The organism is Pseudomonas sp. P4_B3, assembly GCF_056402295.1.
This window is the reverse complement of the sequence record NZ_JBFUHR010000010.1, coordinates 154,708-181,253: the sequence shown is the minus strand read 5'-3', so window position 1 is coordinate 181,253 and position 26,546 is coordinate 154,708. Positions and strand designations below refer to the sequence as shown.

At 59.9% G+C, this 26,546-nt stretch carries 23 protein-coding genes and 1 pseudogene; 9 read left to right on the top strand and 15 right to left on the bottom strand.

From position 1 onward, the window contains the following. Nucleotides 1-164 precede the first annotated feature (164 nt). The 3 genes and pseudogenes from AC1DWG_RS13855 to mgrA form a co-directional block, all read left to right on the top strand. Nucleotides 165-239: pseudogene (locus AC1DWG_RS13855) on the top strand (type II toxin-antitoxin system HicA family toxin); the annotation flags it as partial. Continuing rightward, nucleotides 236-700, top strand: coding sequence for a type II toxin-antitoxin system HicB family antitoxin (locus AC1DWG_RS13850; protein ID WP_477753109.1), 465 nt, complete (start codon nucleotides 236-238; stop codon nucleotides 698-700). The pseudogene AC1DWG_RS13855 and the gene AC1DWG_RS13850, both read left to right, overlap by 4 nt. A gap of 158 nt (nucleotides 701-858) precedes the next feature. Next, complete coding sequence (gene mgrA / locus AC1DWG_RS13845) at nucleotides 859-1,896, top strand: L-glyceraldehyde 3-phosphate reductase (RefSeq protein ID WP_477763762.1); 1,038 nt, start codon at nucleotides 859-861, stop codon at nucleotides 1,894-1,896. A 117-nt stretch (nucleotides 1,897-2,013) separates the two neighbouring features. Here the strand turns inward: mgrA and tauD are convergent, their stop codons facing one another. The 7 genes from tauD to AC1DWG_RS13810 all read right to left on the bottom strand — a co-directional run bounded on the left by tauD (nucleotide 2,014) and on the right by AC1DWG_RS13810 (nucleotide 10,350). Further along, nucleotides 2,014-2,850, bottom strand: coding sequence for a taurine dioxygenase (tauD, locus tag AC1DWG_RS13840; RefSeq protein ID WP_477763763.1), 837 nt, complete (start codon nucleotides 2,848-2,850; stop codon nucleotides 2,014-2,016). Nucleotides 2,851-2,982: 132 nt separating this feature from the next. After that, nucleotides 2,983-3,816, bottom strand: a complete 834-nt coding sequence (gene tauC / locus AC1DWG_RS13835; RefSeq protein ID WP_477763764.1) for a taurine ABC transporter permease TauC — start codon at nucleotides 3,814-3,816, stop codon at nucleotides 2,983-2,985. Next, nucleotides 3,813-4,607 carry a taurine ABC transporter ATP-binding subunit gene (gene tauB / locus AC1DWG_RS13830; RefSeq protein ID WP_477763765.1) on the bottom strand — a complete coding sequence of 265 codons (795 nt, stop codon included), beginning with the start codon at nucleotides 4,605-4,607 and terminating at the stop codon, nucleotides 3,813-3,815. Before tauB ends, tauC begins: the two co-directional genes overlap by 4 nt. Before the next feature lie 15 nt (nucleotides 4,608-4,622). Next, nucleotides 4,623-5,600: a taurine ABC transporter substrate-binding protein gene (gene tauA, locus AC1DWG_RS13825; RefSeq protein ID WP_477753114.1), complete on the bottom strand. Its 978-nt coding sequence runs from the start codon at nucleotides 5,598-5,600 to the stop codon at nucleotides 4,623-4,625. 226 nt (nucleotides 5,601-5,826) lie between these two features. Further along, on the bottom strand, nucleotides 5,827-7,410 hold the full coding sequence (gene gshA, locus AC1DWG_RS13820) for a glutamate--cysteine ligase (RefSeq protein WP_477753115.1): 1,584 nt from the start codon (nucleotides 7,408-7,410) through the stop codon (nucleotides 5,827-5,829). A gap of 232 nt (nucleotides 7,411-7,642) precedes the next feature. Next, complete coding sequence (locus AC1DWG_RS13815) at nucleotides 7,643-8,026, bottom strand: PaaI family thioesterase (RefSeq protein WP_477753116.1); 384 nt, start codon at nucleotides 8,024-8,026, stop codon at nucleotides 7,643-7,645. Beyond that, complete coding sequence (locus tag AC1DWG_RS13810) at nucleotides 8,026-10,350, bottom strand: Tex family protein (RefSeq protein ID WP_477763766.1); 2,325 nt, start codon at nucleotides 10,348-10,350, stop codon at nucleotides 8,026-8,028. Before AC1DWG_RS13810 ends, AC1DWG_RS13815 begins: the two co-directional genes overlap by 1 nt. Nucleotides 10,351-10,712: 362 nt before the next feature. Between AC1DWG_RS13810 and ompR the strand changes: the two genes are divergently transcribed. Both ompR and AC1DWG_RS13800 read left to right on the top strand, forming a co-directional pair. Continuing rightward, nucleotides 10,713-11,453, top strand: a complete 741-nt coding sequence (ompR, locus tag AC1DWG_RS13805) for an osmolarity response regulator transcription factor OmpR (RefSeq protein WP_007972873.1) — start codon at nucleotides 10,713-10,715, stop codon at nucleotides 11,451-11,453. A 115-nt stretch (nucleotides 11,454-11,568) separates the two neighbouring features. Next, the gene (locus AC1DWG_RS13800; protein WP_477787907.1) at nucleotides 11,569-12,864 is read left to right on the top strand and encodes an ATP-binding protein; all 1,296 of its coding nucleotides are present in this window, start codon (nucleotides 11,569-11,571) and stop codon (nucleotides 12,862-12,864) included. Nucleotides 12,865-12,902: 38 nt separating this feature from the next. On the opposite strand, the gene rimK is transcribed toward AC1DWG_RS13800, so the two are convergent. Both rimK and rimB read right to left on the bottom strand, forming a co-directional pair. After that, complete coding sequence (gene rimK / locus AC1DWG_RS13795) at nucleotides 12,903-13,808, bottom strand: 30S ribosomal protein S6--L-glutamate ligase (RefSeq protein ID WP_007972871.1); 906 nt, start codon at nucleotides 13,806-13,808, stop codon at nucleotides 12,903-12,905. Then, nucleotides 13,805-14,284 carry a retropepsin-like aspartic endopeptidase RimB gene (gene rimB / locus AC1DWG_RS13790; RefSeq protein ID WP_477753119.1) on the bottom strand — a complete coding sequence of 160 codons (480 nt, stop codon included), beginning with the start codon at nucleotides 14,282-14,284 and terminating at the stop codon, nucleotides 13,805-13,807. Before rimB ends, rimK begins: the two co-directional genes overlap by 4 nt. A gap of 216 nt (nucleotides 14,285-14,500) precedes the next feature. Between rimB and AC1DWG_RS13785 the strand changes: the two genes are divergently transcribed. The 3 genes from AC1DWG_RS13785 to AC1DWG_RS13775 all read left to right on the top strand — a co-directional run bounded on the left by AC1DWG_RS13785 (nucleotide 14,501) and on the right by AC1DWG_RS13775 (nucleotide 17,758). Beyond that, a complete protein-coding gene (locus tag AC1DWG_RS13785; protein ID WP_108216131.1) occupies nucleotides 14,501-14,905 on the top strand; it encodes an RNA-binding S4 domain-containing protein in 405 nt (134 codons plus the stop codon). A 228-nt stretch (nucleotides 14,906-15,133) separates the two neighbouring features. Beyond that, complete coding sequence (hslO, locus tag AC1DWG_RS13780; protein ID WP_477763767.1) at nucleotides 15,134-16,036, top strand: Hsp33 family molecular chaperone HslO; 903 nt, start codon at nucleotides 15,134-15,136, stop codon at nucleotides 16,034-16,036. A gap of 180 nt (nucleotides 16,037-16,216) precedes the next feature. Then, on the top strand, nucleotides 16,217-17,758 hold the full coding sequence (locus AC1DWG_RS13775; RefSeq protein WP_056726915.1) for a phosphoenolpyruvate carboxykinase: 1,542 nt from the start codon (nucleotides 16,217-16,219) through the stop codon (nucleotides 17,756-17,758). A 99-nt stretch (nucleotides 17,759-17,857) separates the two neighbouring features. Here AC1DWG_RS13775 and AC1DWG_RS13770 read toward each other — a convergent pair whose 3' ends face one another. The 6 genes from AC1DWG_RS13770 to AC1DWG_RS13745 all read right to left on the bottom strand — a co-directional run bounded on the left by AC1DWG_RS13770 (nucleotide 17,858) and on the right by AC1DWG_RS13745 (nucleotide 25,791). Further along, nucleotides 17,858-18,211 carry a DUF1493 family protein gene (locus AC1DWG_RS13770; protein ID WP_477763768.1) on the bottom strand — a complete coding sequence of 118 codons (354 nt, stop codon included), beginning with the start codon at nucleotides 18,209-18,211 and terminating at the stop codon, nucleotides 17,858-17,860. A 274-nt stretch (nucleotides 18,212-18,485) separates the two neighbouring features. Continuing rightward, nucleotides 18,486-19,772, bottom strand: a complete 1,287-nt coding sequence (locus AC1DWG_RS13765) for an OprD family porin (RefSeq protein WP_477787906.1) — start codon at nucleotides 19,770-19,772, stop codon at nucleotides 18,486-18,488. A gap of 261 nt (nucleotides 19,773-20,033) precedes the next feature. Further along, on the bottom strand, nucleotides 20,034-20,705 hold the full coding sequence (locus AC1DWG_RS13760) for a DsbA family protein (protein ID WP_477763770.1): 672 nt from the start codon (nucleotides 20,703-20,705) through the stop codon (nucleotides 20,034-20,036). Nucleotides 20,706-21,041: 336 nt separating this feature from the next. Then, nucleotides 21,042-21,254: a hypothetical protein gene (locus AC1DWG_RS13755; protein WP_477753836.1), complete on the bottom strand. Its 213-nt coding sequence runs from the start codon at nucleotides 21,252-21,254 to the stop codon at nucleotides 21,042-21,044. Between the two features lie 242 nt (nucleotides 21,255-21,496). Beyond that, nucleotides 21,497-22,603, bottom strand: a complete 1,107-nt coding sequence (gene aguA, locus AC1DWG_RS13750) for an agmatine deiminase (RefSeq protein ID WP_477787905.1) — start codon at nucleotides 22,601-22,603, stop codon at nucleotides 21,497-21,499. 275 nt (nucleotides 22,604-22,878) lie between these two features. Further along, nucleotides 22,879-25,791 (bottom strand): aminotransferase, encoded by a 2,913-nt coding sequence (locus AC1DWG_RS13745; RefSeq protein ID WP_477787904.1) that lies wholly within the window; start codon nucleotides 25,789-25,791, stop codon nucleotides 22,879-22,881. A gap of 176 nt (nucleotides 25,792-25,967) precedes the next feature. On the opposite strand from AC1DWG_RS13745, the gene rfbC reads away from it, so the two are divergent. Then, entirely contained in the window at nucleotides 25,968-26,513 is a 546-nt protein-coding gene (gene rfbC / locus AC1DWG_RS13740) for a dTDP-4-dehydrorhamnose 3,5-epimerase (RefSeq protein WP_320401895.1), read from the top strand. Nucleotides 26,514-26,546 lie beyond the last annotated feature (33 nt).

The following is a 26,546-nucleotide window of genomic DNA, read 5'->3' as shown; positions in this document are numbered from 1 at the left end:
CAAGTGCGCCGTCAGTCTGAGAGAGGAAGTCAGTCTCGCCATGATCGACTAATATTTTTCTGAGTGTGTATGGTGTGTATTGTTATCGCGCTTCGCCGCTTAAAGTACGCAGCCGTTGCTGTCGAAAAAAGGCGAAGGACATGCGTAGCCGGGAAATGATCAGGACGATCAAACACCCCGACTCGGATCTTCCTAAAGGAACGATCAACAGCATATTGAAACAGGCGGGTCTGAAATGAAGCCCGTCATCGGATACGAAAGTCCCAATGAGGACACATCACAGGAAGGATTTATCCACATGCAATTTCCGGTCGTTCTGCACAAGGATGCCGACTCAGAGTACGGCGTAATCGTCCCGGATGTGCCGGGATGTTTCTCGGCTGGTAGCACTGTGGCGCAGGCACTCGAAAGCGTGAAAGAGGCGTTGTCCCTGCATTACGAGGGGCTGGTCGCCGATGGCGATGCATTGCCGCAGGTCCGTGAGATCGATGCTCATCTCGATAACCCCGATTACGCCGGCGGTGTGTGGGCAGTAGTCGAATTCGATATCACGCCCTATTTCGGCAAGTCGGTGCGCTTCAATGCCACGCTGCCTGAGCAATTGCTTGAGCGAATCGACCAAACGGTCAGGCGGGATCAGCGATACAGTTCCAGATCAGGATTTTTGGCTGCTGCCGCCTTGCGCGAACTGTCAGCGTAAAGGGGCGGATTTGGTCGAAACGTCGGGGCCGATTAAATAAAATGTGAAACGTTTCAGCAATTCATCGAGTCTCAGGTTTTCTGGCGTTTGTCCGGGCGTATGCTGGGCGACTGGCAAAGCAGTCGAGACCAGATTCAAGACCGACAAGAGAGGATTCGATGACTTACACCGCTGCCGAAAACCGCTACGACTCCATCCCTTACCGCCGCGTAGGCCGCAGCGGTCTGGTGCTGCCGGCGCTGTCGTTGGGCCTGTGGCACAACTTCGGCGACAGCACGCCGATCGATACCCAGCGCGCGTTATTGCGCACGGCATTCGACCTGGGCATCAACCACTTCGACCTGGCCAACAACTACGGCCCTCCGTACGGCAGCGCGGAGATCAACTTCGGCCGTTTACTGCGCGAAGACTTCAAGCAGTACCGCGACGAGCTGATCATTTCCAGCAAGGCCGGTTGGGACATGTGGCCCGGCCCTTACGGTCAGGGCGGCGGTTCACGCAAGTACGTGCTGGCCAGCCTCGACCAGAGCCTGCAACGCCTGGGCGTGGACTACGTCGACATCTTCTACTCCCACCGTTTTGATCCGGATACGCCGCTTGAAGAAACCGCCAGCGCACTCGCGACAGCGGTGCAACAGGGCAAGGCACTGTACATCGGCATCTCGTCCTATTCCGGGGTGAAAACCCGCGAAATGGCGACGCTGCTCAAAGAGTGGAAAGTGCCGCTGCTGATTCACCAGCCGGCCTACAACCTGCTCAATCGCTGGGTGGAAAAAGACCTGCTGGATACCACCGACGAACTCGGCACCGGCGTGATTGCCTTCACCCCGTTGGCCCAGGGTCTGCTGACCGACAAATACCTCAACGGCGTGCCGGCGGATGCGCGGGTCAACCGTCCGGGCGGTGGTTCGTTGCAGGCATCGCATTTGTCCGAGGCCAACATCGCCCAAGTGCGGGCACTCAACGAAATCGCCAGGCGTCGTGGACAGAGCCTGGCGCAACTGGCACTGGCCTGGACCCTGCGCGATCCACGGGTCACGTCGGCATTGATTGGTGCGAGCCGGCCGGAGCAGATCGTCGAGAACGTCGGGGCGTTGAAGAACCTGAGCTTCAGTGCAGAGGAACTGGCGGAGATCGACCGGTTTGCCCGGGAGGGCGGGGTCAATCTTTGGGAGAAGCCTTCTACGGCGGAGTAACCCTGAAAAGCAAAAGATCGCAGCCTTCGGCAGCTCCTACAGGATCAATGTTCGACCGTAATATTTGCGGCGAACGCAGTCAATGTAGGAGCTGCCGAAGGCTGCGATCTTTTGATCTTAAAATGGCACATCCCCCAACACCGTCGCCCGCTGCATCACCCGCCGCGCCGGCCGGTAATCATCCACCGCATAATGCTGGGTCACGCGGTTGTCCCAGAACGCAATGTCGTCCTGCTGCCAGCGCCAGCGAATGGTGAACTCCGGCCGCGTTGAATGGGCGAACAGGAACTTCAGAATCGCCTCGCTCTCGGTTTCCGACAGTTCGTTGATCTTCGAAGTGAAACCTTCGTTGACGAACAGCGAGCGGCGCCCACTCACCGGGTGCGTGCGGATCACCGGGTGCGACAACGGCGGATTCTTGCGTCGTGCCTCTTCCCACTGGACCAGCGCCTCGGGCGTGTTGCCATAGCGCTCCAGCGGGAATGAACGAGTGAAATCGTGGGTGGCAGTCAGCCCTTCGAGCAAGGTTTTCATCGGCGCCGACAGGGCTTCATACGCCGCAATCCCGCTGGCCCACAACGTGTCGCCGCCAAACGCCGGCAGCAACTTGGCGCTGAGCACCGCGCCCATGGCCGGGGTCGGCAGGAAGGTCACGTCGGTGTGCCAGATCGCGTTATCGCGTACGTCGGTGACGGCGGTGTCGAGGATCAGTACCTCTGGTTGTTCTGGCACATTGGGGTAGATCGGATGAATGTGCAGGTCGCCGAAATTCGCGGCGAATCGCGCCTGTTGCTGTGGCGTGATCGGCTGCTCGCGAAAGAACAGGACCTGATGCTTGAGCAGGGCCTGTTCGATGGCATCGCGCTGCTCCAGGTTCAGTGGCTGGCTGATGTCGACGCCGCTGATTTGCGCACCGAGGGCGGAGCTTAAGGGGACGATGGTCAGGTGGCTCATGGTGGTTCTCTTCAATCTGGAGGTGCCAACTGTAGGAGCGAGCCTGCTCGCGATAGCGGTGCATCAGTCAAAGCATTGTTACCTGATAATCAGCAATCGCGAGCAGGCTCGCTCCTACAGGGTTGTCGGTATTCAGTGAGCCTGGCCGTGCCACGGCACCAGCTTTCGTTGCAATGTGCGCAGGCCCAACTCCATCGCGAAGGCGATCAGCGCGATCACCAGAATCCCCAGTACCACCACATCGGTGACCAAAAACTGCGCAGCCGATTGCACCATGAAGCCAAGACCGCTGGTGGCGGCAATCAATTCGGCGGCGACCAGGGTCGACCAACCCACACCGAGGCCAATGCGCACACCGGTCAGGATATCCGGCAAGGCACTCGGCAAAATGACGTGGCGAATCAACTGCACGCGCGTTGCACCGAGCGACTGCGCGGCACGCAATTTGGCCGGGTCGACCGTACGCACACCGGTGGCGGTGGCGATGGCAATCGGGGCGAAGATCGCCAGGTAGATCAGCAGCACTTTCGACAATTCGCCGATGCCGCACCAGATCACGATCAGTGGCAGATAAGCCAGCGGCGGAATCGGCCGGTAGAACTCGATCAGCGGGTCGAGCACACCACGGGCGATACGGTTGGCGCCGATGGCGATGCCCACCGGCACGGCGGTGAGAATCGCAAAGCCGAGGCCCAGGCCGATGCGGCCCAGACTCGCGCCGAGGTGCTGCCACAGGGTTGAATCCATGTAGCCCGAAGTCGCCAGCAGCCAGCCTTTTTGCAGCACGGCGGAAGGTGGCGGCAGGAACAGCGGTTCGATCAAGCTGGTCGCCGTCACGGCCCACCAAATAGCAACGAGAACGAACAGTGTCAGCACACTGATCCAGCGCGTGCTCAAGCTGCGTGGCACCGGAGTCACGGGAGTGCCTGGCTTGATCGCTGCGACGGGAGTTTGGTAACTGCTCATGCGCGCTCCTGCCACTGGGCGGCACTGCGTTGGGAGAACACTTTGGCGAGTACGTGTTCGCGGGTTTCGATAAAGCGTGGGTCGGATTTGATCGAGCGGGCCGATTCACCGGCGGCATAGCGCTGACCGAAATCGAGGCTCAGGCGCTCGACGATTTGCCCCGGGTTTGGTGCCAGCAGAATCAGGTCGGTGGCGAGGAACACGGCTTCTTCGATGTCGTGGGTAATCAGGAACACCGGTTTGGCGGTACGTTGCCAGACTTGCAGCAACAGTTCCTGCATCTGCTCGCGGGTGAAGGCGTCGAGGGCACCGAAAGGCTCATCCATCAGCAACACACGCGGGTCGGCGGCGAGGGCGCGGGCCAGGCCGACACGCTGCTTCTGGCCACCGGAAAGCTGCCAGATGCGGCGCTGTTCAAAACCGGAAAGGTCGACCAGGGCGAGCATTTCCCGGGCGCGGGCTTCGCGTTTGTCCCGTGCGATACCGGCCAGCTCAAGACCGAACCCGACATTGGCCAGTACGTCTTGCCACGGCAGCAACGCGTCGTCCTGGAACACCACGCCACGCTCGGCACTCGGGCCTTTGACGGGCACGCCGTCGAGGGTGATGCGCCCGGCGCTGGGCTCGACGAAACCGGCAATCAGATTCAACAGCGAAGTCTTGCCACTGCCGGACGGGCCGAGGGCGACCAGCAATTGCCGGGGTCCCAGGCTCAGGGAGATATCCGCCAACACCGGTTCCGGATTGCCGGGGTACTGTGCGCTGATGCGCTCCAGCTGTAGCAAGGCCATCGCATTGACTCCCGATCAGTTGGTGATGAACTTGGCGCTGACGTACGGTGCGTAGTCCGGCAGCACCGCCTCGACCTTGCCTTGTTCCTTGAGGAACGCCGCGGTGTCGGTGATGGCTTTGGTGGTTGGCGCGCCGAGGGTGAGCACCTGGTCAGCCGCCAGCGGGTAGACGTTGCCTTGCAGCAGCAACGGAATGTCGCTGGCCTTGGCGCCGGAGAGCTTCACCAGTTTGTCAACGTTGCCCTGGTTGGCGAGCCAGGCTTGCGGGTCTTTGCGGTAATCGGCATAGGCGTCCAGGGTCACTTTGGCGAACGCGGTGACGATTTCCGGATGCTTCTCGGCGAAATCCTTGCGCACGATCCAGGCGTCGAAGGTCGGTGCACCGAACTTGGCCAGTTCGCCGGAGGTGATCAACACCTTGCCGTTTTCCTTGGCGACACCGAGGGCCGGATCCCAGACGTAAGTGGCGTCGATGTCACCGCGTTTCCAGGCGGCAATGATCGCGGGTGGAGCCAGGTTGAGGACGGTGACTTTCGATGGGTCGATGTTCCAGTGCTTGAGCGCAGCGAGCAGGCTGTAGTGACCGGTGGACACAAATGGCACGGCGATTTTCTTGCCGATCAGGTCTTGCGGGGTCTTGATCCCGGAACCGTCGCGGGCGACCAAGGCTTCAGCGGCGCCGATCTGGGTGGCGATGAGGAAGGTTTCTACGGGGACTTTGCGAGTGATGGCGGCGGTCAGAGGGCTGGAACCGAGGTAGCCGATCTGCACGTCGCCGGAGGCGATGGCAGCGATGATATCGGCACCGTTGTCGAATTTGCGCCAGCTGATATCGGCCTTGGTGGCTTTTTCGTAAGCGCCGTCGGCTTGGGCGACTTTCGCCGGATCAACGGTGGTCTGGTAGGCGACGGTGAAGTCGGCCGCCTGGGCAAAAAAACTTGCGGTAACCAAGGAAGCGGCCGCCAGCAAGCGTAGAGGGAAAGTCAGTTTCATCAGAAAGCTCCTTGTCAGGCGACCGAGAGTCGGCGTGAGAAAGAGACTAAATGATCTAAGAATTAGAAAATAAATAACTTTTTAGAATTAGCTTATGAGGGGAACACCCGGTGAATCATTGTGAATGGGCTGGAAACAAAAAGATCGCAGCCTTCGGCAGCTCCTACAGGAAACGCATTCCAATGTAGGAGCTGCCGAAGGCTGCGATCTTTTTTACAGGCGCCGATTAGTTACTGATCGCCAGAATGCTCGCCTGGTACGCCCCGACGAACACATCGAAATCACCGACTTCGTTCTGTTCCAGCTCAGCCTGCTGAGCCAGGGACGAACGTGCCCGCTCTTCAAACTGCGCCTGTTCTTCAGCCGCCAATGGCTCGCTGCGGAAGAACTCGGCATGGGCCTGGCTCTGGCGCAGTGAGAACTGGGTAAAGCTCTCCTTGTGCTCGGCCATCGCTGCCAGCACCTGGGCCGAGGGCGTCAGGGACGGGTCCCGAACCTTGGCCATCTGGGCGTCCAGCGCTTTGCTGTGGGCATCGCCGCCATGGCTCTGGTCGAGCATCGCGGCCAATGGAGCAATTTTCTCCAGCAACTCGCCGGCCCATTCCTTGAGGTCAACCGGCTGGCCATCCCGTTGCAGCTGCAGGCCTGGACGACGACCTTCCTTGACCACGCTGAGGAAGTTCGAGGTCGCGTTGCCGCAATTGGTGTTGGTCAGCAGCGGGCTGTCATTGAGCGCGCAGTACAGCAGGAACGCATCGAGGAAACGCGACTCGGTGAGGTCGATGCCCATCGGCAGGAACGGATTGATGTCCAGGCAGCGCACTTCAATGTACTGGATACCTCGGGCCATCAGTGCCTGGATAGGGCGTTCACCGGTGTAGGTCACGCGTTTCGGGCGGATGTTGGAGTAGTACTCGTTTTCGATCTGCAGGATGTTGGTGTTGAGCTGTACCCACTCGCCATCCTGGTGGGTGCCGACTTCGACATAGGGTGCATACGGCGTGGCCACCGCTTTGCGCAGGCTGTCGGTGTAGCTGTTCAGATCGTTGTAGCACGGCGTCAGGCCGGCCTGGGCGCTGCTCTGATAACCCAGGTCGCTCATGCGCAGGCTGGTGGCGTAAGGCAAGTACAAAGTCTGCGGATCCAGTTGCTCCAGCTGATGCGAACGACCGCGCAGGAAGCCGGCGTCCAGTGCTGGCGAGGCGCCGAACAGGTACATCAGCAGCCAGCTGTAGCGGCGGAAGTTACGGATCAGGGCGATGTAGGACGACGACTGAAAGTCGCGGTCAGTGCCGACAAAACCCTCGGCCTGCCTGAGCAACGGCCAGAGCTTTTCCGGCAAGGAGAAGTTGTAGTGAATGCCGGCAATGCATTGCATGGTCTTGCCGTAACGCAGGGCCAGACCCTTGCGGTAGACGTACTTGAGCTGCCCGATATTGGACGTGCCGTAATAGGCGATCGGGATGTCTTCCTCGGCCGGCAACGGGCACGGCATCGATGGACTCCACAGATACTCGTTGCCGAGCTTGCTGTAGGCAAAGCGGTGAATGCTGTCCAGGCTCGCCAGCGTATCGGCAGGATCGGGCAGGGCCGGGGTGATGAACTCCAGCAGCGACTCGGAATAGTCGGTGGTGATCTGTTCATTGGTCAGCGCGGAACCCAATTCTTCCGGGTGCGGCGTTTGCGCCAGGCGACCTTCATCGGTCACGCGCAGGCATTCACGTTCGATGCCGTGAAGGCACTGTTCGAGCAGAGAGAGGTTAGCGCGCTCGCCGAGCAGAGCCAGGCGGCGGTTGAGAAGTTCGCTCAAGTTGGATTCCTTCACGCGTCAGTCGCCCCAATATGGGGGTGGGCAAGACGGTCTACAAGGGTGAAGTTAAAACTGGCGTTTTCGCCTGGTTTTGTAGGAGCGAGCTAGCTCGCGATGGAGGTTAACGATAACGAGGGGTGCCTGATTGAAAACGGCGCCCTGACGTTCATCGCGAGCAAGCTCGCTCCTACAGGTCATTGCGCCGAAATTAACTCAAATCGGGGAAGACTATCTACAGGACAGCGAACGTGCCTTGTGCTTTTGCGACGAGTTTGTCGCCTTGCATCACGTCGGCTTCGACCACCAGCGTGCGGCGGCCCGGATGGATCACCCGCGCCGTGCACATCACCTCGCCACCTTCGACGGCGCGGATGTAGTTGATTTTGCACTCGATGGTCGCGCTCTGCTGGTCAAAACCGTGGGTGCTGGAACAGGCCAGCCCCATGGCAATGTCCACCAGGCTGAACAAGGCCCCGCCGTGCAGCTTGCCACCGCGATTGCGCAGCTCGGGTTCCAGCGCCAGGGCGACTTGCGCCACCCCGGTTTCCAGACTGTGCAAGCGGCAGCCCAGCAGCTTGAAAAACGCGCTTTCGGTCAGCCCGGCGGGAATGTCCATCAGCGTTTCTTCAACTGCTTGGCATTGGCGAACAACGAAGCCATGGCATTGTTGCCCGGTGCTGCCGCCGTGGTTTCCTTGCGCGGTGCGGTGTTCTGGGACTGGCGTGGAGCCGACCCCGGACGCGCGCCGCGAGCGCCGTCGATTTTCTCGCCCGGGGTGTCGCTCATGCGCATCGACAGGCCCACGCGTTTGCGCGGGATGTCGACTTCCATGACCTTCACTTTCACCACGTCACCGGCCTTCACCGCTTCCCGTGGATCCTTGATGAACTTCTCCGAAAGTGCGGAGATGTGCACCAAACCGTCCTGATGAACGCCGATATCGACGAAGGCACCGAAGTTGGTCACGTTGGTCACCACGCCTTCGAGGATCATGCCCGGTTGCAGGTCCTTGAGGTCTTCGACGCCTTCCTGGAACTCGGCGGTCTTGAACTCGGGACGCGGATCGCGGCCGGGTTTTTCCAGTTCCTGGAGGATGTCGGTGACCGTCGGCAAACCGAAGGTTTCATCGGTGTACTTCTTCGGATCGAGACGCTTGAGGAACGTGGCATCGCCAATCAGCGAGCGGATGTCACGGTCGGTTTCGGCGGCGATGCGCTGAACCAGCGGATAGGCTTCCGGGTGAACCGCCGACGAGTCCAGCGGGTTTTCGCCGTTCATGACGCGCAGGAAGCCGGCGGCCTGTTCGAAGGTTTTTTCACCCAGGCGGGCGACTTTCTTCAGCGCAGCGCGGGTTTTGAACGCGCCGTGCTCGTCGCGGTGGCTGACGATGTTCTGCGCCAGGGTCGCGTTGAGGCCGGAGATCCGTGCCAGCAGCGCCACGGACGCGGTGTTCACGTCCACGCCGACGGCGTTCACGCAGTCCTCGACCACCGCATCCAGGCCACGGGCCAGTTTCAGCTGCGACACGTCGTGCTGGTACTGGCCGACGCCGATGGATTTCGGATCGATCTTCACCAACTCAGCCAGCGGGTCTTGCAGGCGACGGGCAATCGACACGGCGCCACGGATCGACACGTCGAGGTCCGGGAATTCCTTGGAAGCCAGCTCCGATGCCGAGTAAACCGATGCACCGGCCTCGGACACCATGACCTTGGTCATTTTCATGGCCGGGTATTTTTTGATCAGTTCCGCGGCCAGCTTGTCGGTCTCGCGGCTGGCGGTACCGTTGCCGATGGCGATCAGGTCCACCGAGTGCTTGGCGCACAGGGCGGCGAGCACGGCGAGGGTCTGGTCCCACTTGTTGTGCGGAACGTGCGGGTAAACCGTGGCGTGATCCAGCAGCTTGCCGGTGGAGTCGACCACGGCGACCTTGCAACCGGTGCGCAGGCCCGGGTCGAGGCCCAGAGTGGCGCGCGGGCCGGCCGGGGCCGACAGCAGCAGGTCGTGCAGGTTGTGGGCGAATACGTTGATCGCTTCGGTTTCCGCGCCATCGCGCAGCTCGCCCAGCAGGTCGGTTTCCAGATGGGTGTAGAGCTTGACCTTCCAGGTCCAGCGCACCACTTCGCCCAGCCATTTGTCGGCGGCGCGGTTCTGGTTCTGGATGCCGAATTGCTGGCCGATCATGCCTTCGCACGGGTGCATGGTGCCCGGCAGTTCCTCGCCGACTTTCAGCGCGGAGCTGAGAATGCCTTCGTTGCGGCCGCGGAAAATCGCCAGGGCGCGGTGCGACGGCATGCTTTTGAGCGGTTCGTCGTGTTCGAAGTAGTCGCGGAACTTGGCGCCTTCCTCTTCCTTGCCGGCAATCACGCGGGCACTGAGGGTGGCTTCCTGCTTGAGGTAGTTGCGCAGCTTTTCCAGCAGGCCGGCGTCTTCGGCGAAGCGCTCCATCAGGATGTACTTGGCGCCTTCGAGGGCTGCCTTCACATCGGCCACGCCTTTTTCGGCGTCGATGAAACGTGCGGCTTCGGTTTCCGGGCTCAGGGCCGGGTCGTTGAACAGGCCGTCGGCCAGTTCGCCGAGGCCGGCTTCCAGGGCGATCTGACCCTTGGTGCGGCGCTTCTGCTTGTACGGCAGGTACAAGTCTTCGAGACGGGTCTTGGTGTCGGCGAGCTTGATGTCGCGTTCAAGTTGCGGGGTCAGCTTGCCCTGCTCCTGGATGCTGGCGAGGATGCTGATACGCCGTTCGTCGAGTTCTCGCAGGTAGCGCAGGCGCTCTTCCAGATGACGCAATTGCGTATCGTCGAGGCTGCCGGTCACTTCTTTCCGGTAACGGGCGATGAAGGGAACGGTAGAGCCTTCATCGAGTAGCGCGACGGCCGCTTCGACCTGTTGTGGGCGTACACCGAGTTCCTCGGCGATGCGGCTGTTGATGCTGTCCATAAAACCACCTGAAAAATTGTGAAAGCAGGCTCGCAGGCGCAGAGATAGGGCCTCGGCGAGTCTGGTTGAGCGGCCTGGCCTGCACCGCTACCTGGATCAAAAGGTATCCCGTTGACCCGTGAAATCGAACAATTACTGCCGACGCCATGAAAATAAATGGAGTCCGTCTGTAGTACCTGTCTGATGTTGCCTGACACAAAAGGCCGGGCATTATAACCAGCGTTACGGCATTCGGGGGCATCGCGGGTTGCCGGTGCAATGGCCGGTTTTCTGGCGGTATAGGAAAAATCTGCTAACAATGCACACGGTGCGTATAACGGCAGCTACGCCATAATGCGCGCCGAGATCAAAGGGAGCATCCAATGAGCAGCACTGCACAAACTGCTGAAGGCGAAAAAATTCTTATCGTTGACGACGATCCGGGGCTGAGCAGCCTGCTGGAACGTTTTTTCGTCAGCAAGGGCTACCGCGCCCGCGCCGTACCGAATACCGAGCAAATGGATCGCCTGCTGGCGCGCGAAGTGTTCAACCTGGTCGTCCTCGACCTGATGTTGCCCGGCGAAGACGGCCTGACCGCCTGCCGCCGTCTGCGCAACGCGAACAACCAGATTCCGATCATCATGCTCACCGCCAAGGGCGACGAGCTGAGCCGCATCAAGGGCCTGGAACTGGGCGCCGACGATTACCTGGCCAAGCCGTTCAACCCTGATGAGCTGATGGCTCGCGTCAAGGCGGTATTGCGTCGCCAGTCGGCTCCGGTGCCTGGCGCTCCGGGCAGCGAAGACGAAAGCGTGACCTTCGGTGACTACGAGTTGTCCCTGGCCACCCGCGAGCTCAAGCGCGGCGAAGAAGTGCACATGCTCACCACCGGTGAATTCGCTGTGCTCAAGGCCCTGGTGATGAATGCGCGTCAACCGCTGACCCGCGACAAATTGATGAACCTGGCCCGTGGCCGCGAGTGGGATGCCCTGGAGCGTTCCATCGATGTGCAGATTTCCCGTCTGCGCCGGATGATCGAACCCGACCCCTCCAAACCGCGTTACATCCAGACTGTCTGGGGCGTGGGTTATGTGTTTGTTCCGGATGGTACCGCCACCAAGTGATTGGCGATTTGTAGGAGCGGGTCATGCGGACAACGGATCAATCGATCCTGTCCGCAGACTCGCGATCCGCAATATGCGAGCATCGCTCGCTCCTGCAAGTGTTTAACGGCTATCCATGAAAACCCCCGTTTGGTTTCCCCAGAGCTTCTTTTCTCGCACCCTTTGGCTGGTGCTCATCGTCGTTCTCTTCTCCAAGGCGCTGACCCTGGTTTATCTGCTGATGAACGAAGACGTGCTGGTGGACCGCCAATACAGCCACGGTGTCGCCCTGGTGTTGCGTGCCTACTGGGCGGCTGATGAAGAGAACCGCGCAAAGATTGCCGATAGTGCACCCCTGATCAGGGTAGTGGGCGCCGGTGTCCCGGAAGGCGAGCAACATTGGCCCTACAGTGAGATTTACCAGCGACAGATGCAGACCGAGTTGGGGCCGGACACCGAAGTGCGATTACGCATGCATTCTCCCCCGGCACTGTGGGTTCGTGCTCCGAGCCTGGGTGAAGGTTGGCTGAAAGTGCCGTTGTATCCGCACCCGTTGCGTGGTCAGAAAATCTGGAATGTGCTTGGCTGGTTCCTTGCTATCGGTCTGCTGTCCACGGCGTCTGCGTGGATCTTCGTCAGCCAGCTCAATCAACCTTTGAAGCGTCTGGTGTATGCCGCACGGCAACTCGGCCAGGGTCGCAGCGTGCGCCTGCCGATCAGCGATACGCCGAGTGAGATGACCGAGGTTTACCGCGCCTTCAACCAGATGGCCGAAGACGTCGAGCAGGCCGGTCGCGAACGCGAGTTGATGCTGGCCGGGGTGTCCCACGACTTGCGTACGCCGTTGACCCGCTTGCGGCTGTCCCTGGAGCTGATGGGCGACCACAGTGACCTGACGGACGACATGATCCGTGACATCGAAGACATGGACGCGATTCTTGACCAGTTCCTGGCGTTCATTCGTGACGGACGTGATGAGTCGGTGGAAGAAGTGGACCTGAGCGATCTGGTTCGTGAAGTCGCCGCGCCGTACAACCAGAACGAAGAGAAAGTGCATTTGCGCCTGGAGCCGATCCAGCCGTTCCCGCTGCGTCGGGTATCGATGAAGCGGCTGCTGAACAACCTGATCGGTAATGCTCTGCATCACGCCGGCAGCGGGGTGGAAGTGGCGGCATATGTGTCCGGGGATACCAGTGCGCCGTATGTGGTCCTGAGTGTCATGGACCGTGGCGCGGGGATCGATCCGTCAGAGCTGGAGGCGATTTTCAACCCGTTCACCCGCGGCGATCGTGCCCGCGGCGGCAAGGGCACCGGGTTGGGATTGGCAATCGTGAAGCGGATCGCTTCGATGCATGGCGGGAATGTCGAACTACGCAATCGCTCGGGTGGTGGGCTGGAAGCGCGGGTGCGGTTGCCGTTGGGGTTGAYGTAGGAGCTGTCGAGCGAAGCGAGGCTGCGATCTTTTCAGGCTCAACCCTTACCTTTGGTCCGCGTCATATTCGGCCCACCATTCTTCTCCAGATGCTCAATGATGATCCCCGCCACATTCTTCCCGGTGGTGGTCTCGATCCCTTCAAGCCCCGGCGACGAGTTCACTTCCATCACCAGCGGCCCGTGATTGGAGCGCAGGATATCCACTCCCGCCACCGCCAGCCCCATGACCTTCGCCGCACGCAACGCTGTCATGCGCTCTTCGGGTGTGATCTTGATCAGGCTCGCGCTGCCACCGCGATGCAGGTTGGAGCGAAACTCGCCGGGTTTGGCCTGGCGCTTCATCGCCGCAATCACCTTGTCACCGACGACGAAGCAGCGAATATCCGCCCCGCCAGCCTCCTTGATGTACTCCTGAACCATGATGTTCTGCTTGAGGCCCATGAATGCCTCGATCACCGATTCTGCGGCCGTGGCGGTTTCGCACAGCACCACGCCGATGCCCTGGGTACCTTCCAGCACCTTGATCACCAACGGCGCGCCGTTGACCATTTCGATCAGGTCGGGAATGTCATCGGGGGAGTGGGCAAAGCCGGTCACCGGCAAACCGATCCCGCGACGAGACAGCAATTGCAGCGAACGCAGCTTGTCCCGCGAACGGGCAATGGCCACCGATTCGTTGAGTGGAAATACCCCCATCATTTCGAACTGGCGCAGCACTGCGCAGCCATAAAAGGTCACGGACGCACCGATCCGTGGAATCACCGCATCGAAACCCTCCAGCGGTTTGCCGCGGTAGTGGATCTGCGGCTTGTGGCTGGCGATGTTCATGTAGGCGCGCAAGGTGTCGACCACCACCATTTCATGGCCACGCTCGGTACCGGCTTCGACCAGACGACGGGTGGAATACAGACGCGGGTTCCGCGACAGCACAGCGATCTTCATGCAACACCTGTGGAGGAGGTAGATACCGGGAACACCGGCTTGTCTTGTACATACTTGATGCCCGGATTGACCACCAACTGGCCGTGGATCAGGGCTTTTGAGCCGAGCAGCAGGCGATAGCGCATGGACTTGCGGCAGGCGAGCGTGAACTCGACCCGCCAGACCCGATCACCAAGGGCCAGTGTGGTGCTGATCACGTATCGCACCTGCGCGTGACCGTTTGAGCTTTTAATGGTTTTCCTTGTCACCAGCGGTGCTTCGCAGCGACGGTGACGCAACTGCACCACCGTGCCCAGGTGTGCCGTGAAACGCACCCACTGCTCGCCGTCGCGCTCGAACGGCTCGATTTCGGTGGCGTGGAGGCTTGAGGTGCTGGCGCCGGTATCGATTTTTGCCCGAAGGCCGGCGACTCCCAAATCAGGGAGCGCCACCCACTCGCGCAGACCGATAACGGTCAAATGGTCAAATGTCTTCAATATTGCTCAACCGGTAGAAGCCGCGGTGGCCGCAGGCGACCGAATTCGCGGTATTCACGCAGAATAATGATTAAAAGGCGACAGATATCTACGGCCCGGATTTCCAGCCCCGCAAGGAGGTTATGGAATGTCAGCATTGTAGTCCGGGACGGAGTAATTCTTGGTACGACAGAAACGGTAGTACAGTTCACCAATATTTCAGAATGAGGAAATTCCATGGCACAAAAAAACGAAGAGGACGACAAAGTCCGCCTCGATAAATGGTTGTGGGCTGCGCGTTTTTACAAAACCCGGGCCTTGGCCAAAGCGGCGATTGAAAGCGGCAAGGTGCATTGCCGGGGTGAGCGCTGCAAGCCCGGCAAGGAGCCACGTATCGGCGATGAATTCGTGATTCGTACTGGTTTCGACGAGCGCACGGTGGTGGTCCAGGCGCTGTCGATCGTTCGCCGTGGCGCGCCGGAAGCGCAGATGCTGTACGCCGAAACCGAAGCCAGCATCGCCAAGCGCGAAAACGCCGCCGCCGAGCGTAAAGCAGGCGCTCTGGGCGTGAGCACCGATGGCAAACCGAGCAAGAAACAGCGGCGGGATCTGTTCAAGTTTCGTGGCAGCAGCAACGAATGATTGACCGGGTCCGTCGATCACTCATACAGGCAAAGACTTGTAATTGTGCTTGCGCGTAGCCATATGGGGTAATTCGCCTACCCTGCATGAGCCATTGGCAGTGCCATTCGTCGTAAAGCGCACGCAGTCGCCGGCCTGTAAGCCATAACCAGACAGCAAGACGCTATGGCCAAGGCGTAACCTCGAATTCTGTAATCACTTTTGTCACCACTTCAGATACCCAGACTTATGACCGACCTATCGGATAACGACTTCACCCAACGCTTCATCTTCGATGACAGCGACACCCGTGGCGAGCTGGTCTCTTTGGAGCTCAGCTACGCCGAAGTCCTGGCCAAACACGCCTACCCGCAGCCGGTCGCGCAACTGCTCGGCGAGCTGATGGCGGCTGCAGCGTTGCTGGTCGGCGCGTTGAAGTTCGATGGCTTGCTGATCCTGCAGGCCCGCTCCGAAGGTCCGATCCCGCTGCTGATGATCGAGTGCTCCAGCGAGCGCGATATTCGTGGCCTGGCCCGTTACGAAGCGGACCGCATTGCCCCCGACGCTACCCTGGCCGACTTGATGCCGGATGGCTCGCTGACATTGACCGTCGACCCGAAACAGGGCCAACGCTACCAGGGCGTCGTCGATCTGGATGGCGAAACGTTGTCCGACTGCTTTACCAACTACTTCGTCATGTCGCAGCAGATTGGCACGCGTATCAAGCTCTGCGCCGATGGCCGCCGCGCCCGTGGCCTGTTGCTGCAGCAACTGCCCGCCGACCGCCTTAAAGACGAAGAGGAACGCGCTGCCAGCTGGCAGCACCTCACCGCATTGGCCACCACTCTGACCGCCGATGAACTGCTGGGCCTGGACAACGAAACCGTGCTCCATCGTCTCTACCACGAAGAGCAGGTGCGTCTGTTCGATGTGCAGAAGTTGCGCTTCCGCTGCAGCTGCTCCCGCGAACGTTCAGCCAATGCGCTGGTCAGTCTGGGTATGGAAGACGCGCAGCAATTGGTGGTCGAACACGGTGGCAACATCGAAATCGATTGCCAGTTCTGCAATCAGCGCTACCTGTTCGATGCCGCCGACGTGACTCAATTGTTCGCCGGTGCGGGTATCGAGACGCCGTCAGATACCCGTCACTAAAACGATTCAGCGCAGGTAAATTCACTGGCTGCCGCCGGATTAATGCCGTTACGACAGGAGGGGCCTACTCTTTTTGGGCTTTTCTGGCATAATCCGGCCCACTTTTTTCGCGGTAGTAGTGCACGACTTTCTACTACAAAAACGTTTGGAGCACTCGGCCACTGGCCGACGGGGAACCTCATGACGCAAGCCAACAATGCCGTGTACACCGATCTGAGTGTTGATGATCTGGTTAAAGAAGCCCTCAACCGCGGTGAAGGCGAGCTTGCCGATACCGGCGCACTGGTTGTTCGTACCGGTCACCGTACCGGCCGTTCGCCAGTCGATCGTTTCATCGTTGAAGAGCCAAGCACCCAGGCCGCCATCGCCTGGGGCCCGATCAACCGCAAGTTCCCGGCCGACAAGTTCGACGCCCTGTGGGCTCGCGTTGAGGCATTCAATAACGCGCAAGAGCATTTCGTTTCCCACGTGCATGTAGGTGCGGCTTCCGAGCACTATCTGGCCGTGAAGATGACCACCCAGACTGCCTGGCAGAACCTGTTCGGCCGTTGCCTGTTCATCAACCCGGCTCAGTACAACCCGGCGGGTCGTGACGAGTGGCAGGTCCTCAACGTTGCCAACTTCGAGTGCGTGCCAGAGCGTGACGGCACCAACTCCGACGGCTGTGTGATCCTCAACTTCGCACAGAAGAAAGTGCTGATCGCCGGCATGCGTTACGCCGGTGAAATGAAGAAAGCCATGTTCTCGGTGCAGAACTTCCTGCTGCCGGCTGCCGACGTACTGCCAATGCACTGCGCCGCCAACATCGGCGAAGAGGGCGACGTGACCCTGTTCTTCGGTCTGTCCGGCACTGGTAAAACCACCCTGTCCGCCGACGAAAGCCGTTACCTGATCGGTGACGACGAGCACGGCTGGGGCGAAGGCGTTGTGTTCAACATCGAAGGCGGTTGCTATGCCAAGTGCATCGACCTGTCCGAGAAGAACGAGCCGGTTATCTGGAAAGCCATCAAGCACGGTGCGGTATTGGAAAACGTCGTCATCGATGACGCCAAGCACGCCGACTACGCCGATGTCAGCCTGACCCAGAACAGCCGTGCCGCCTACCCGCTGGAGCACGTTGCCAAGCGTTCCGAGAAGAACCTCGGTGGCGAGCCGAACGCTGTGATCTTCCTGACCTGCGACCTGACCGGCGTGCTGCCGCCAGTGTCGATCCTCAACGAAGAACAAGCGGCTTACCACTTCCTGTCCGGTTACACCGCACTGGTCGGTTCGACCGAAATGGGTTCGGGCAGCGGCATCAAGTCGACCTTCTCCACCTGCTTCGGCGCACCGTTCTTCCCGCGTCCGGCCGGTGAATACGCTGAGCTGCTGATCAAGCGCATCCGCGGCTTCGGCTCCAAGGTCTACCTGGTCAACACCGGCTGGACCGGCGGTGGCTACGGCGTCGGCAAGCGCTTCAACATCCCGACCACCCGCGCCGTGATCGCAGCGATCCAGAGCGGCGCGCTGATCGGTACCGAGACCGAGCACCTGGACACCATCAACCTCGACGTGCCAGTGGCCGTACCGGGCGTTGAGACTGGCCTGCTGAACCCACGCAACACCTGGGCCGACAAAGCCGCCTACGACGAAGCCGCCAAAGCATTGGCCGGCCTGTTCATCGAGAACTTCAAGAAGTTCGAAGTGAGCGACGCGATCAAGGCTGCTGGTCCTAAGTTGTAAGTGTTGGATTGAGCTAACGAAGAAGCCGCCCCTCGGGGCGGCTTTTTTTTTGTGCGCAAAATTCAGTTTTTCGCGGGCAAGTCAGAATGCGTCGGGCCGTTACAGGCCCTCGAGCTCATCCGTGTCCCAGCGTTGGGCCTTGATGGCCCGGTAGAGCATGCCGATGGTCAAAGGCACCTTCTCGCCGCGACCCTTGGATTTTCGCTTTAGATTCACGTCAAAGCCGTCGGGCTGGAAATAGCGATAGCTGTCGAAATCTACGAAATCGATGGCGAAGTGGTCTTCCAGGGTTTCGATCAAATGCCGGGCGTCTGCACCGTTGCAGCCCAGGTCGAAGTTGATCGAGGTGGCGAGGCTGATGGTTTTGCGCTCGGGGAAGCCGAGTTCTTCATGCAGCAATTGCATGAGTTGCTGCATCAAGTGGTCGTCGGGGAGGTTGGGGGCGAGGTTCATTGCGTAGGCTCCGCTAATCGAAATGCAGGCGCCATATTATCCTGCTCACGTTTCAATAGCCCCAAAGCCCCCGCTAGTGTTGGCCATTGGCTGACAACTTCTTTGAAGCTGTCGATGATGTTTTCTGCATCCGCACGACCGAAAACGAGAAAAGCCCTGCAAGCGCAAACCTGCAGGGCTTCTCGGTTAGGCTGACCATCACATTAAGCCCCCGAACCAGTCGGGGCTTCTTCATTCTCAGCCTTGCATCAGGCCTCGACACCACAACCGATCATCAAAAGATATTGATCGGGTAATCCACGAACACACGCACTTCGTTGCCGCTGACGTTGTACTCGCTCGATTTCTGCGACACGCGCAGGACCGAGCTGCGCAGTTTCACGCTGAGGTCTTTGGCCGGGCCGCTTTGGACGACGTATTTGATCTGGTTGAAGATCTCGCGCTCGGTGCCGCCTTCGCTGGTGGAAGTGGTGATGTTGTCGCCGCGCACGTAGGCCACGTTGTAGCTCAGGCCCGGTACACCGAAGGTGTTGAAGTCCAGGCCGTAGCCCACCTGCCAGCTGCGTTCGTCTTCGGCGTTGAAGTCGGACCAGTAGGAGTTCGCCAGGTAGATGGTGTTGCCACCGTCGCCGACGCGACCCTGGTCTTTCTGGTAGCCGCCGTAGGCGTAGCCCAGGTTGCTGTCGCCGGTGCTGCGCTGATGCGCGAGGGTGAACGAGTGCGGGCCGGTGATGAAGGTGGCCGCCAGGCTCCAGATCTTGTTGTCGTCGCCGGTGATAGCGTTTTCGCGAACGTAGGAATCTTCCAGCTTGGTGCGGTAGCCGTTGAAGTCCAGGGTCAGGGACTGATCCTTGTCGATCGGGAACACGTAGTTGGCGTTCACGTATTGTTTCTTCAGCACGTCTTCGACGTCGGAAGCGTACAGCGCGGCCTTGAATTGCTCGGTGAACTGGTAGCTACCGCCCAATACGTTGATCGACTTCAAGCCACCGCTGTCACGGCCTTCAGCGCTTTTGCGCGATTCGGCGGTGAAGCGACCGGCGTCCAGTTGCAGGCCTTTGATCTCTTTGGAGGTGATCAAGGTGCCGGTGTAGCTTTCCGGCAGCAGGCGTGAGTTGTCGTAGTTCAGCACCGGCAGGGCCGGCATCTGGTCGCCGTAGGTCAGGGTGGTGCTGGACAGGCGGAACTTGATCGCTGCGCCGCCCTTGGACAGGTCGTCAGCCGGCTGGCCGCTGTCGCCCTTTTTGAAGAAGTCGATGCCTTGCGCGCCGCTACGGTCTTCGCTGCGTTCCAGGTTCAGTGCGTACAGCCCGAAAGCGTCCACACCCGCACCCACGGTGCCTTGGGTGAAGCCGGACGAGAACGTGCCGATAGCCGCCTGGCCCCACTCGGATTTATCCGGGTTGCCGTCTTTGAAGTCACGGTTCATGTAGGCGTTGCGCAGCAGCACTTTGAGGCTGCTGTCTTCAACAAAACCCTTGGATTCGGCCTGGTCGTTCGCCATGGCCTGTGTCGCACTCAACATCCCCAGAGCGATCAGGCTGATTCGCTTGTTCAACATCGTGTTCTTTTCCTTATTTCCGGTTGATACGCGCTGTGTCGAACTCCCGAAACGGCGCTATCGCGCTCTTTTTTCATGACGAAAACAAAAAGGCCCGCCCACGATTTCTCGCGGCGGGCCTTTTTATAATTTTTGATCGTGGCGGTCGGCCACAGGCGTTGGGCCGAATCGTAGCTGCGCCCTCAACGATGTGTCAATTTCATGAATCTTCTAAAAACAGGTGAAAACCGTCTAAGAAATGCCTTTATGCGGCAGGAATATTCAATCACTGCAGCCATCGAGGCCACAGGCTGCTATGGAAATGGATGATCCCTGATCGGGTAGCGACTGACTCAACCACTGCGCAAATGCCTGGGGTTTGCCCAGCCATGGCCCGATATCGATCAGGGTGAATTGGTCATTGTGCTCAAGCGCCAGGGTCGGAAAGCCCTGCCCGCCGACCTTGGCCAAAAGAGCCCGGCTGTTCCTGATATGGCCTTCGGTGTCAGCCGCCCTGAAGGTTTTTTCGAAGGCTTCGCGGTCCAGCCCCATGCCGTGGGCAAGTTCAAACAGTACCGACTCATCGGCGATGCGACGCCCCTCCACGTAGTGAGCACTTTGCAAACGCCCCAACAACTCCAGCCCGCGACCTCCCATTTGCTCGGCCGCCAGCACCGCAGCGATGGGTGGAGCCGAGTCGAACACAGCGCTGTGATCACGCAGCAAACCTTCGAAATAGGCTTCACCGAACGGCTGCCCGCTGTATTCGGCGATACGCCGGTCATGGGGTATGACGTAACTGCGCAGTTGTGGCGAAACCTTTTGCCGATTGGCCCCCGTCATCATGCCGCCGCCGTGGGCAATCACGGGCAGCACAGCCTGGGCGGCCTGCACCAGCGGTTTGGCGCCGTAGCACCAACCGCACAACGGGTCGTAGATGTAGTGGAGGATCATGGCAAGGCTCCGGCAAAAATCGATGCCGGCAGATTAGTCCTGAGTTCATGACTGAAAAACACCGGAACGGCTTTCAGTCTGTTTCAGGAATCGGTCGAATGCTCCCGCAGGAACGAGCTGGGCGCCGCGTAGCCTGGGGGACCGTGACCTGAACACCGCAAAACTTGTAGGAGCTGGCTTGCCAGCGAAGAGGTTTGCACATTCAACATTGATGGTGAATGACAGATGGCCTTCGCTGGCAAGCCAGCTCCTACAGTCGTTCATGCAAAACACGCACAAAAAAAAGCGCTGCCATCCCGGCAGCGCTTTTTCTTGTTCAATCCGTTGTTGTTCTTCTTATCCTTCCATTACATCCCACAACGCATCCAGTTCCGCCTCGCTGAATAAACCAGCAGGGTAACGCTCGATCATCGTCCGGCGCGGATCAGCTTCACTGATCTGACGCATTCCATTGGACTTGAACCAGTGCGCCAGGATCTGGAGCGATTCGCTGTTTACTGCCAGGGGATGCAACGCCTTTTCGCCCATAACATTCACTTCGGCGTTCATTTCAGCGCTCTCTCCCGGTTTGTGAGCGGCTAACTTATCCAAGGTTTATGACAGAACATCGAAGTCCTCCCCACCCCGAGTACAACAGCAGGGATACAAGAGCTGTGCCAAGGTTTCTGAAGTGTGGCCAAGCGGATACAAAAAAGCCCGCAGGCCTGTAGGGCCGCGGGCTCCGTGCAACGCTGGTGGCTAATCGACAGCCTGAGGGATTTCGCAATCAACTCAAGCTGTTACGACCTCACTCACTCCTTGTGCGGTGCGGGTTGTTGCTGGGTAAGGCAGTGAATATTCCCGCCCCCCAGTAACAGTTCGCGACCAGGCACCATCACCACTTCATGCTGTGGGAACAGGTTCTGCAAGATTTCCTTTGCCGGGCCATCCTGCGGGTCGTCAAAGCTCGGCGCGATGATGCCGCCGTTGACGATCAGGAAGTTCACGTAGGAACCGGCCAGACGAACCGTCGGGTTACGCTCCTGAGTACCGTCCACTGGATCGACACCGGCGCACTCTTCTTCAGTCGCAAACAGCGGACCCGGGATCGGCATTTTGTGCACCGTGAACGGGCGACCCTTGGCGTCGGTGCTGCTTTGCAGCACTTTCATCGCCGCCTGGCAGCGCGGGTAGTTAGGGTCCTGTGGATCATCGGTCCAGGCCAACAGCACTTCACCCGGACGCACGTAGCAGCAGAAGTTATCCACATGGCCGTCGGTTTCGTCGTTGAACAAGCCATCCGGTAGCCAGATGATTTTATCCACAGCCAGGTTCGCACTCAGGACCGCTTCGATTTCCGCGCGATTCATGTGCGGGTTGCGATTGCGGTTGAGCAGGCATTCTTCGGTGGTGATCAGCGTGCCTTCACCGTCGACGTGAATCGAGCCGCCTTCCAGCACGAAGCCTTCGGTGCGGTAACGCGGGCTGCGCTCGATCTCGAGGATCTTGCCGCCGACCTGCGAGTCGCGGTTCCACGGCGAATACAGGCCGCCGTCGAAGCCGCCCCAGGCGTTGAAGTCCCAGTTCACGCCACGGACTTCGCCACTGTTATTGATGACGAAGGTCGGACCGGAGTCTCGGACCCAGGCGTCGTCGCTGGACATTTCCACCACACGAATATTCGGCACGTTCAGACGGGCACGGGCGTTTTCGTACTGGCCGGCGGAAACCGCCACGGTCACCGGTTCGAAACGGGCGATGGCCTTGGCCACTGCCACATGCGCGGATTGTGCCGGTTTGCCGCCCAGTCGCCAGTTGTCCGGGCGCTCGGGCCAGATCATCCAGGTCTGGGTTTGGGGTGCCCATTCGGCTGGCATGTAGAAGCCGTCGGCGCGAGGGGTGCTGTTCAACGTGGTCATGGCTCAGGACTCCGGAGTGGCATTGATGCCTGACAGAAATGGAAGCGCATTGGTATACGCCGTGGACTGCGCTACTTTATATCCGATAAATATCGGCTTTTAAAGCAACTTACATCCATAATTACAAAAACAATCGATAAAAAGCCGATATCAATCGAACTACCACAGCAGTGTCCTGTAGGAGTGAGCCTGCTCGCGATTAGGCCATATCAGTCACCATTTTTTTGACCGGAAGACCGCTATCGCGAGCAGGCTCGCTCCTACAGGGGATGTGTTTACAGGCCTTCTTCGAGCACCTTCGACAGCATGTCCACGAAGAAATCCACGCTCTGGCGCGAAGTGACCATCGGCGGCTTGATCTTGAGGATGTTCAGGTAATCGCCGGTCGGCTGCATGAAGATCCCCAGTTCACGCAAGCGATCGCACAGCGCGGTGGTTTCTTCGGTGGCCGGCTCCAGGGTTTCGCGATTGCGGATTAACTCGACGCCCAGGTAGAAACCGGAACCGTGCACCGCGCCCACTAACGGATGAATATCGATCAACGCTTCGAGGCGCTTCTTGAAGTGCCCGCCGACGACCTGGGCGTTTTCCCAGAGTTTTTCCTCTTCCATTACATCCAGCACCGCCATGCCGACCTGGCAACTGACCGGGCTGCCGCCAGCAGAGGAGAAGAAGTAACCCTCGGCCTCCAGCGCTTCGGCGATTTCCCGACGGGTGATGACCGCGCCCAGTGGCTGACCGTTGCCCATGCCCTTGGCCATGGTGATGATATCCGGCACCACGCCCTGTTCTTCAAAGCCCCAGAAGAAATCGCCCATGCGCCCGTAGCCCACCTGCACTTCGTCGGCGATGCACACGCCGCCCCGCGCCCGAACCATGGCATAGACTTGTTTCAAATAGTCCGGTGGCAGCGAGATGCCGCCGGCATTGCCATACACCGGCTCGCAAATGAAACCGGCCAATTGGCGATTCTGCTCGGCGATTTTCGCCAGGTTGTGTTCGACGCTACGCACATAATCCGGCGCGCTGTCGGGGCCACGGAATTCACCGCGATAGGTGTTTGGCGCGGTCACCGGGTGCACCCAGTCCGGGCGACTGCTCAAGGCCTTGGGGTTGTCGGCGATCGAGGTCGACACCGAGTCGGCCCCCACCGTCCAGCCGTGATAAGCCTCCAGCACGCTGAGCATGTCGCGGCCGCCGCTGTAGGCCCACGCCAGTCGAATCGCCAGGTCGTTGGCCTCGCTACCGCTGTTGACCAGGAACACGCGGTCCATGCCGTCAGGGGACAGCTTCAGCAAACGTTCGGAGAACTCGGCCACGGCCGCGTAGTTGAAGCGCGAGTTGGTGTTGAGCAACGACCACTGGCGACTGGCAACCGCCGCCATGCGCGGGTGACCGTGGCCCAATACCGCAACGTTGTTGAGCATGTCGAGGTAGGAACGACCCTGCATGTCAATCAAATGGTTGCGCCAGCCGCGCTCGATGCGCGGCGGGTCGACGTAATAATGTTTTTGCGTACGGGCGAAACTGGCGTCGCGCCGGGCCAGCAACGTCGCTCCGTCGAGCTCAGCTTCGGCGTCACACGCCAGCCCCAGCAACGCTGCCGGTGATGGACACAACACTTGCCAGGCTGCCGCGCGCGAAGGCGTACAGAACAGCGGCGCATTGATCGACGCGCCACGGCACAACTGCACGATCAATGGCCCGCTGACCGAGCCCAGTACCTGGCCTTTGACCAGTGCTGCGCCGCTGTGCAGCGACGGCGTGACGCCCCAAAGCCGCACACTCAATTGCGGGCCGTCCAGTTGCAGCACGCCCGCCGATGGGTGATGCACTACCCCGGCAAACGGCGCTTCGACCGCCGTGCCCTGAGGCACACGCAACTCGACGTGCAACGGGCAAGTGTCCGGTTCAGCGGCGCTGTCCGGGCGGGTGCGGGACAAGCGGTATTGTCCGTAGCGACTGGCCGCCAGGCCATGTGCCGCAGCGGCTTCATCCAGCAGGCGCTGATCGACACGCTCCTGCTCCCAGTTCCCGGCCTCGAAATGCGGGCTGAGCACACCCAGGTCGATCAGCGCGAACTCACGCCCCACCAGGCTTGGCAACAGCGGCGCGAAGCCTTCGCTGCCGATGGTGGGCAGGTTCTGGCCGACGGCGGTGAGGATCGCCGCTTCCATCAACGCCAATGGTACCGACGTGGCCACACGGAAGATTTCCCATTCATGGACCAGGTTATCGCGGCTGTAGGCATTGCCCGGATCGATGCTGACCTGCTGTTCGCCGCTGAGCACCAACACCGCCGCGCGGGCGACGATCAGCGGCCACAGCGCCAGCAATTCTTCGTGTTGCAACGGATTGACCGCGTGATAGGCCTGTACCGCCGGCAAAATGCAGAACGGATCGCCCTCGCCATGATGCAGCAGCGCGGCGCAGGTCACCGACAGATCGGTAATGCGCCAGGTGCGCACCAGGTCGCCGAAATCGATCACGCCCTGCAGCTGCCAATGGCGCTGCGCATCGCGCTGCCACACCACGTTGTCGTCGGTGATATCCATGTGAATGGCCTGCACCGGCAGCTTGTCTTGCAGTGGCTGCAAATGCCGCTCGGCTTGCCCGGACGCTTCGACGATCAGTTTGCGCTGGGCCTCATCCTTGATCACCGGCAGCAAATGCGCGATCAGGGCGTGAGCATGGCGGGCGTCCCATTGCAGGGTTCGCACCAGCCCCGGATGGTCGAAATCCGCCAGGGCCAGGTCCATTTCACCGCACAGGCGACCGAAGCCGGACACCACCGTCGGGTTGAAATGGCCGAGGCTCGTCAGCGGCTGGCCTTCGATGTAATCGAGCAGGCGAACGTGGACCGCCTGGCCACCCATGTCCAGACACAGAAGTTCTGCACCGTTTTTCGCCGGGATAACACGCGGCACATGCACATCGGGGTGCTCCCCCAAGTGCCCGAGCCCGGCGTGCTGTGCTTGAAGCTCAATTACCGAATAGTCGCCACGGCAGATTTTCAGGACGAAACGTCCCTGCTCGCTGTCGACGCGGTAGTTCAGGTCTTGCTGGCTGCCAAGGGCCTGCAACCTGCCGCTGAACCCGTAATGTTCTTCCAGCAGCGCTCGCGCTTGATCCGCAGACACCTGCGGGCTGGGCAAACTGGCGCGATGAATCAACGTGGCGAGCGGCATACAACGACCCCTGAAATTTTATTAGGCGCCTATATCGCCACTGGTTCGGGCGATACGCAACCCCCCGGAAGCGGCATGGGGGCATTTGTGGGAGCGGGCTTTGTTCTGGTACTCGCCTCGGTCGGCGCTTTGCGCAAGAATGGCGGCCATTCAACACACACTGCTGGAGAGCCACCATGAATGTAGTGACCACTGATCTGCCCGGTGTTCTGATCCTCGAACCCAAGGTCTTTGGCGACGAACGTGGTTTCTTCTACGAGAGTTTCAACGCCCGGGCCTTCAAAGAGGCCACCGGACTGGACACTGAATTCGTTCAAGACAATCACTCCCGTTCGCAGAAGGGCGTGCTGCGCGGTCTGCATTACCAACTGGAAAATACCCAGGGAAAACTGGTTCGCGTCACGGTCGGTGAAGTGCTGGACGTCGCCGTAGACATCCGTCGCAGCTCACCGCACTTCGGCAAATGGGTCGCAGTGCGACTGTCTTCCGACAACCATCGTCAGCTCTGGGTCCCGGAAGGTTTCGCCCACGGGTTCGTCGTATTGAGCGAGTTTGCCGAGTTCCTTTACAAAACCACCGATTACTACACGCCCTCCGCCGAGCGCAGCATTCGCTGGGACGACCCGGACCTGGCCATCGACTGGCAACTGCAAGGCACGCCGCAGTTGTCGGCGAAAGATCAGGCCGGGGTATTTTTCAAGGACGCTGACGTCTTTGCCTGAAAGGCCGGCTGAAGCTCGCCTATCAAGATGCAC

Bases quoted from the DNA above. Each gene is read 5' to 3' on its own strand.
- AC1DWG_RS13810 (WP_477763766.1), bottom strand. From the start codon at position 10,350: ATGGACAGCATCAACAGCCGCATCGCCGAGGAACTCGGTGTACGCCCA.
- tauB (WP_477763765.1), bottom strand. From the start codon at position 4,607: ATGGCCTTGCTACAGCTGGAGCGCATCAGCGCACAGTACCCCGGCAAT.
- AC1DWG_RS13745 (WP_477787904.1), bottom strand. From the start codon at position 25,791: ATGCCGCTCGCCACGTTGATTCATCGCGCCAGTTTGCCCAGCCCGCAG.
- tauD (WP_477763763.1), bottom strand. From the start codon at position 2,850: ATGAGCCACCTGACCATCGTCCCCTTAAGCTCCGCCCTCGGTGCGCAA.
- tauC (WP_477763764.1), bottom strand. From the start codon at position 3,816: ATGAGCAGTTACCAAACTCCCGTCGCAGCGATCAAGCCAGGCACTCCC.
- AC1DWG_RS13775 (WP_056726915.1), top strand. From the start codon at position 16,217: ATGACGCAAGCCAACAATGCCGTGTACACCGATCTGAGTGTTGATGAT.
- hslO (WP_477763767.1), top strand. From the start codon at position 15,134: ATGACCGACCTATCGGATAACGACTTCACCCAACGCTTCATCTTCGAT.
- tauA (WP_477753114.1), bottom strand. From the start codon at position 5,600: ATGAAACTGACTTTCCCTCTACGCTTGCTGGCGGCCGCTTCCTTGGTT.
- AC1DWG_RS13755 (WP_477753836.1), bottom strand. From the start codon at position 21,254: ATGAACGCCGAAGTGAATGTTATGGGCGAAAAGGCGTTGCATCCCCTG.
- AC1DWG_RS13850 (WP_477753109.1), top strand. From the start codon at position 236: ATGAAGCCCGTCATCGGATACGAAAGTCCCAATGAGGACACATCACAG.
- AC1DWG_RS13815 (WP_477753116.1), bottom strand. From the start codon at position 8,026: ATGGACATTCCCGCCGGGCTGACCGAAAGCGCGTTTTTCAAGCTGCTG.
- rfbC (WP_320401895.1), top strand. From the start codon at position 25,968: ATGAATGTAGTGACCACTGATCTGCCCGGTGTTCTGATCCTCGAACCC.
- rimK (WP_007972871.1), bottom strand. From the start codon at position 13,808: ATGAAGATCGCTGTGCTGTCGCGGAACCCGCGTCTGTATTCCACCCGT.
- AC1DWG_RS13765 (WP_477787906.1), bottom strand. From the start codon at position 19,772: ATGTTGAACAAGCGAATCAGCCTGATCGCTCTGGGGATGTTGAGTGCG.
- AC1DWG_RS13785 (WP_108216131.1), top strand. From the start codon at position 14,501: ATGGCACAAAAAAACGAAGAGGACGACAAAGTCCGCCTCGATAAATGG.
- AC1DWG_RS13760 (WP_477763770.1), bottom strand. From the start codon at position 20,705: ATGATCCTCCACTACATCTACGACCCGTTGTGCGGTTGGTGCTACGGC.
- ompR (WP_007972873.1), top strand. From the start codon at position 10,713: ATGAGCAGCACTGCACAAACTGCTGAAGGCGAAAAAATTCTTATCGTT.
- aguA (WP_477787905.1), bottom strand. From the start codon at position 22,603: ATGACCACGTTGAACAGCACCCCTCGCGCCGACGGCTTCTACATGCCA.
- mgrA (WP_477763762.1), top strand. From the start codon at position 859: ATGACTTACACCGCTGCCGAAAACCGCTACGACTCCATCCCTTACCGC.
- AC1DWG_RS13770 (WP_477763768.1), bottom strand. From the start codon at position 18,211: ATGAACCTCGCCCCCAACCTCCCCGACGACCACTTGATGCAGCAACTC.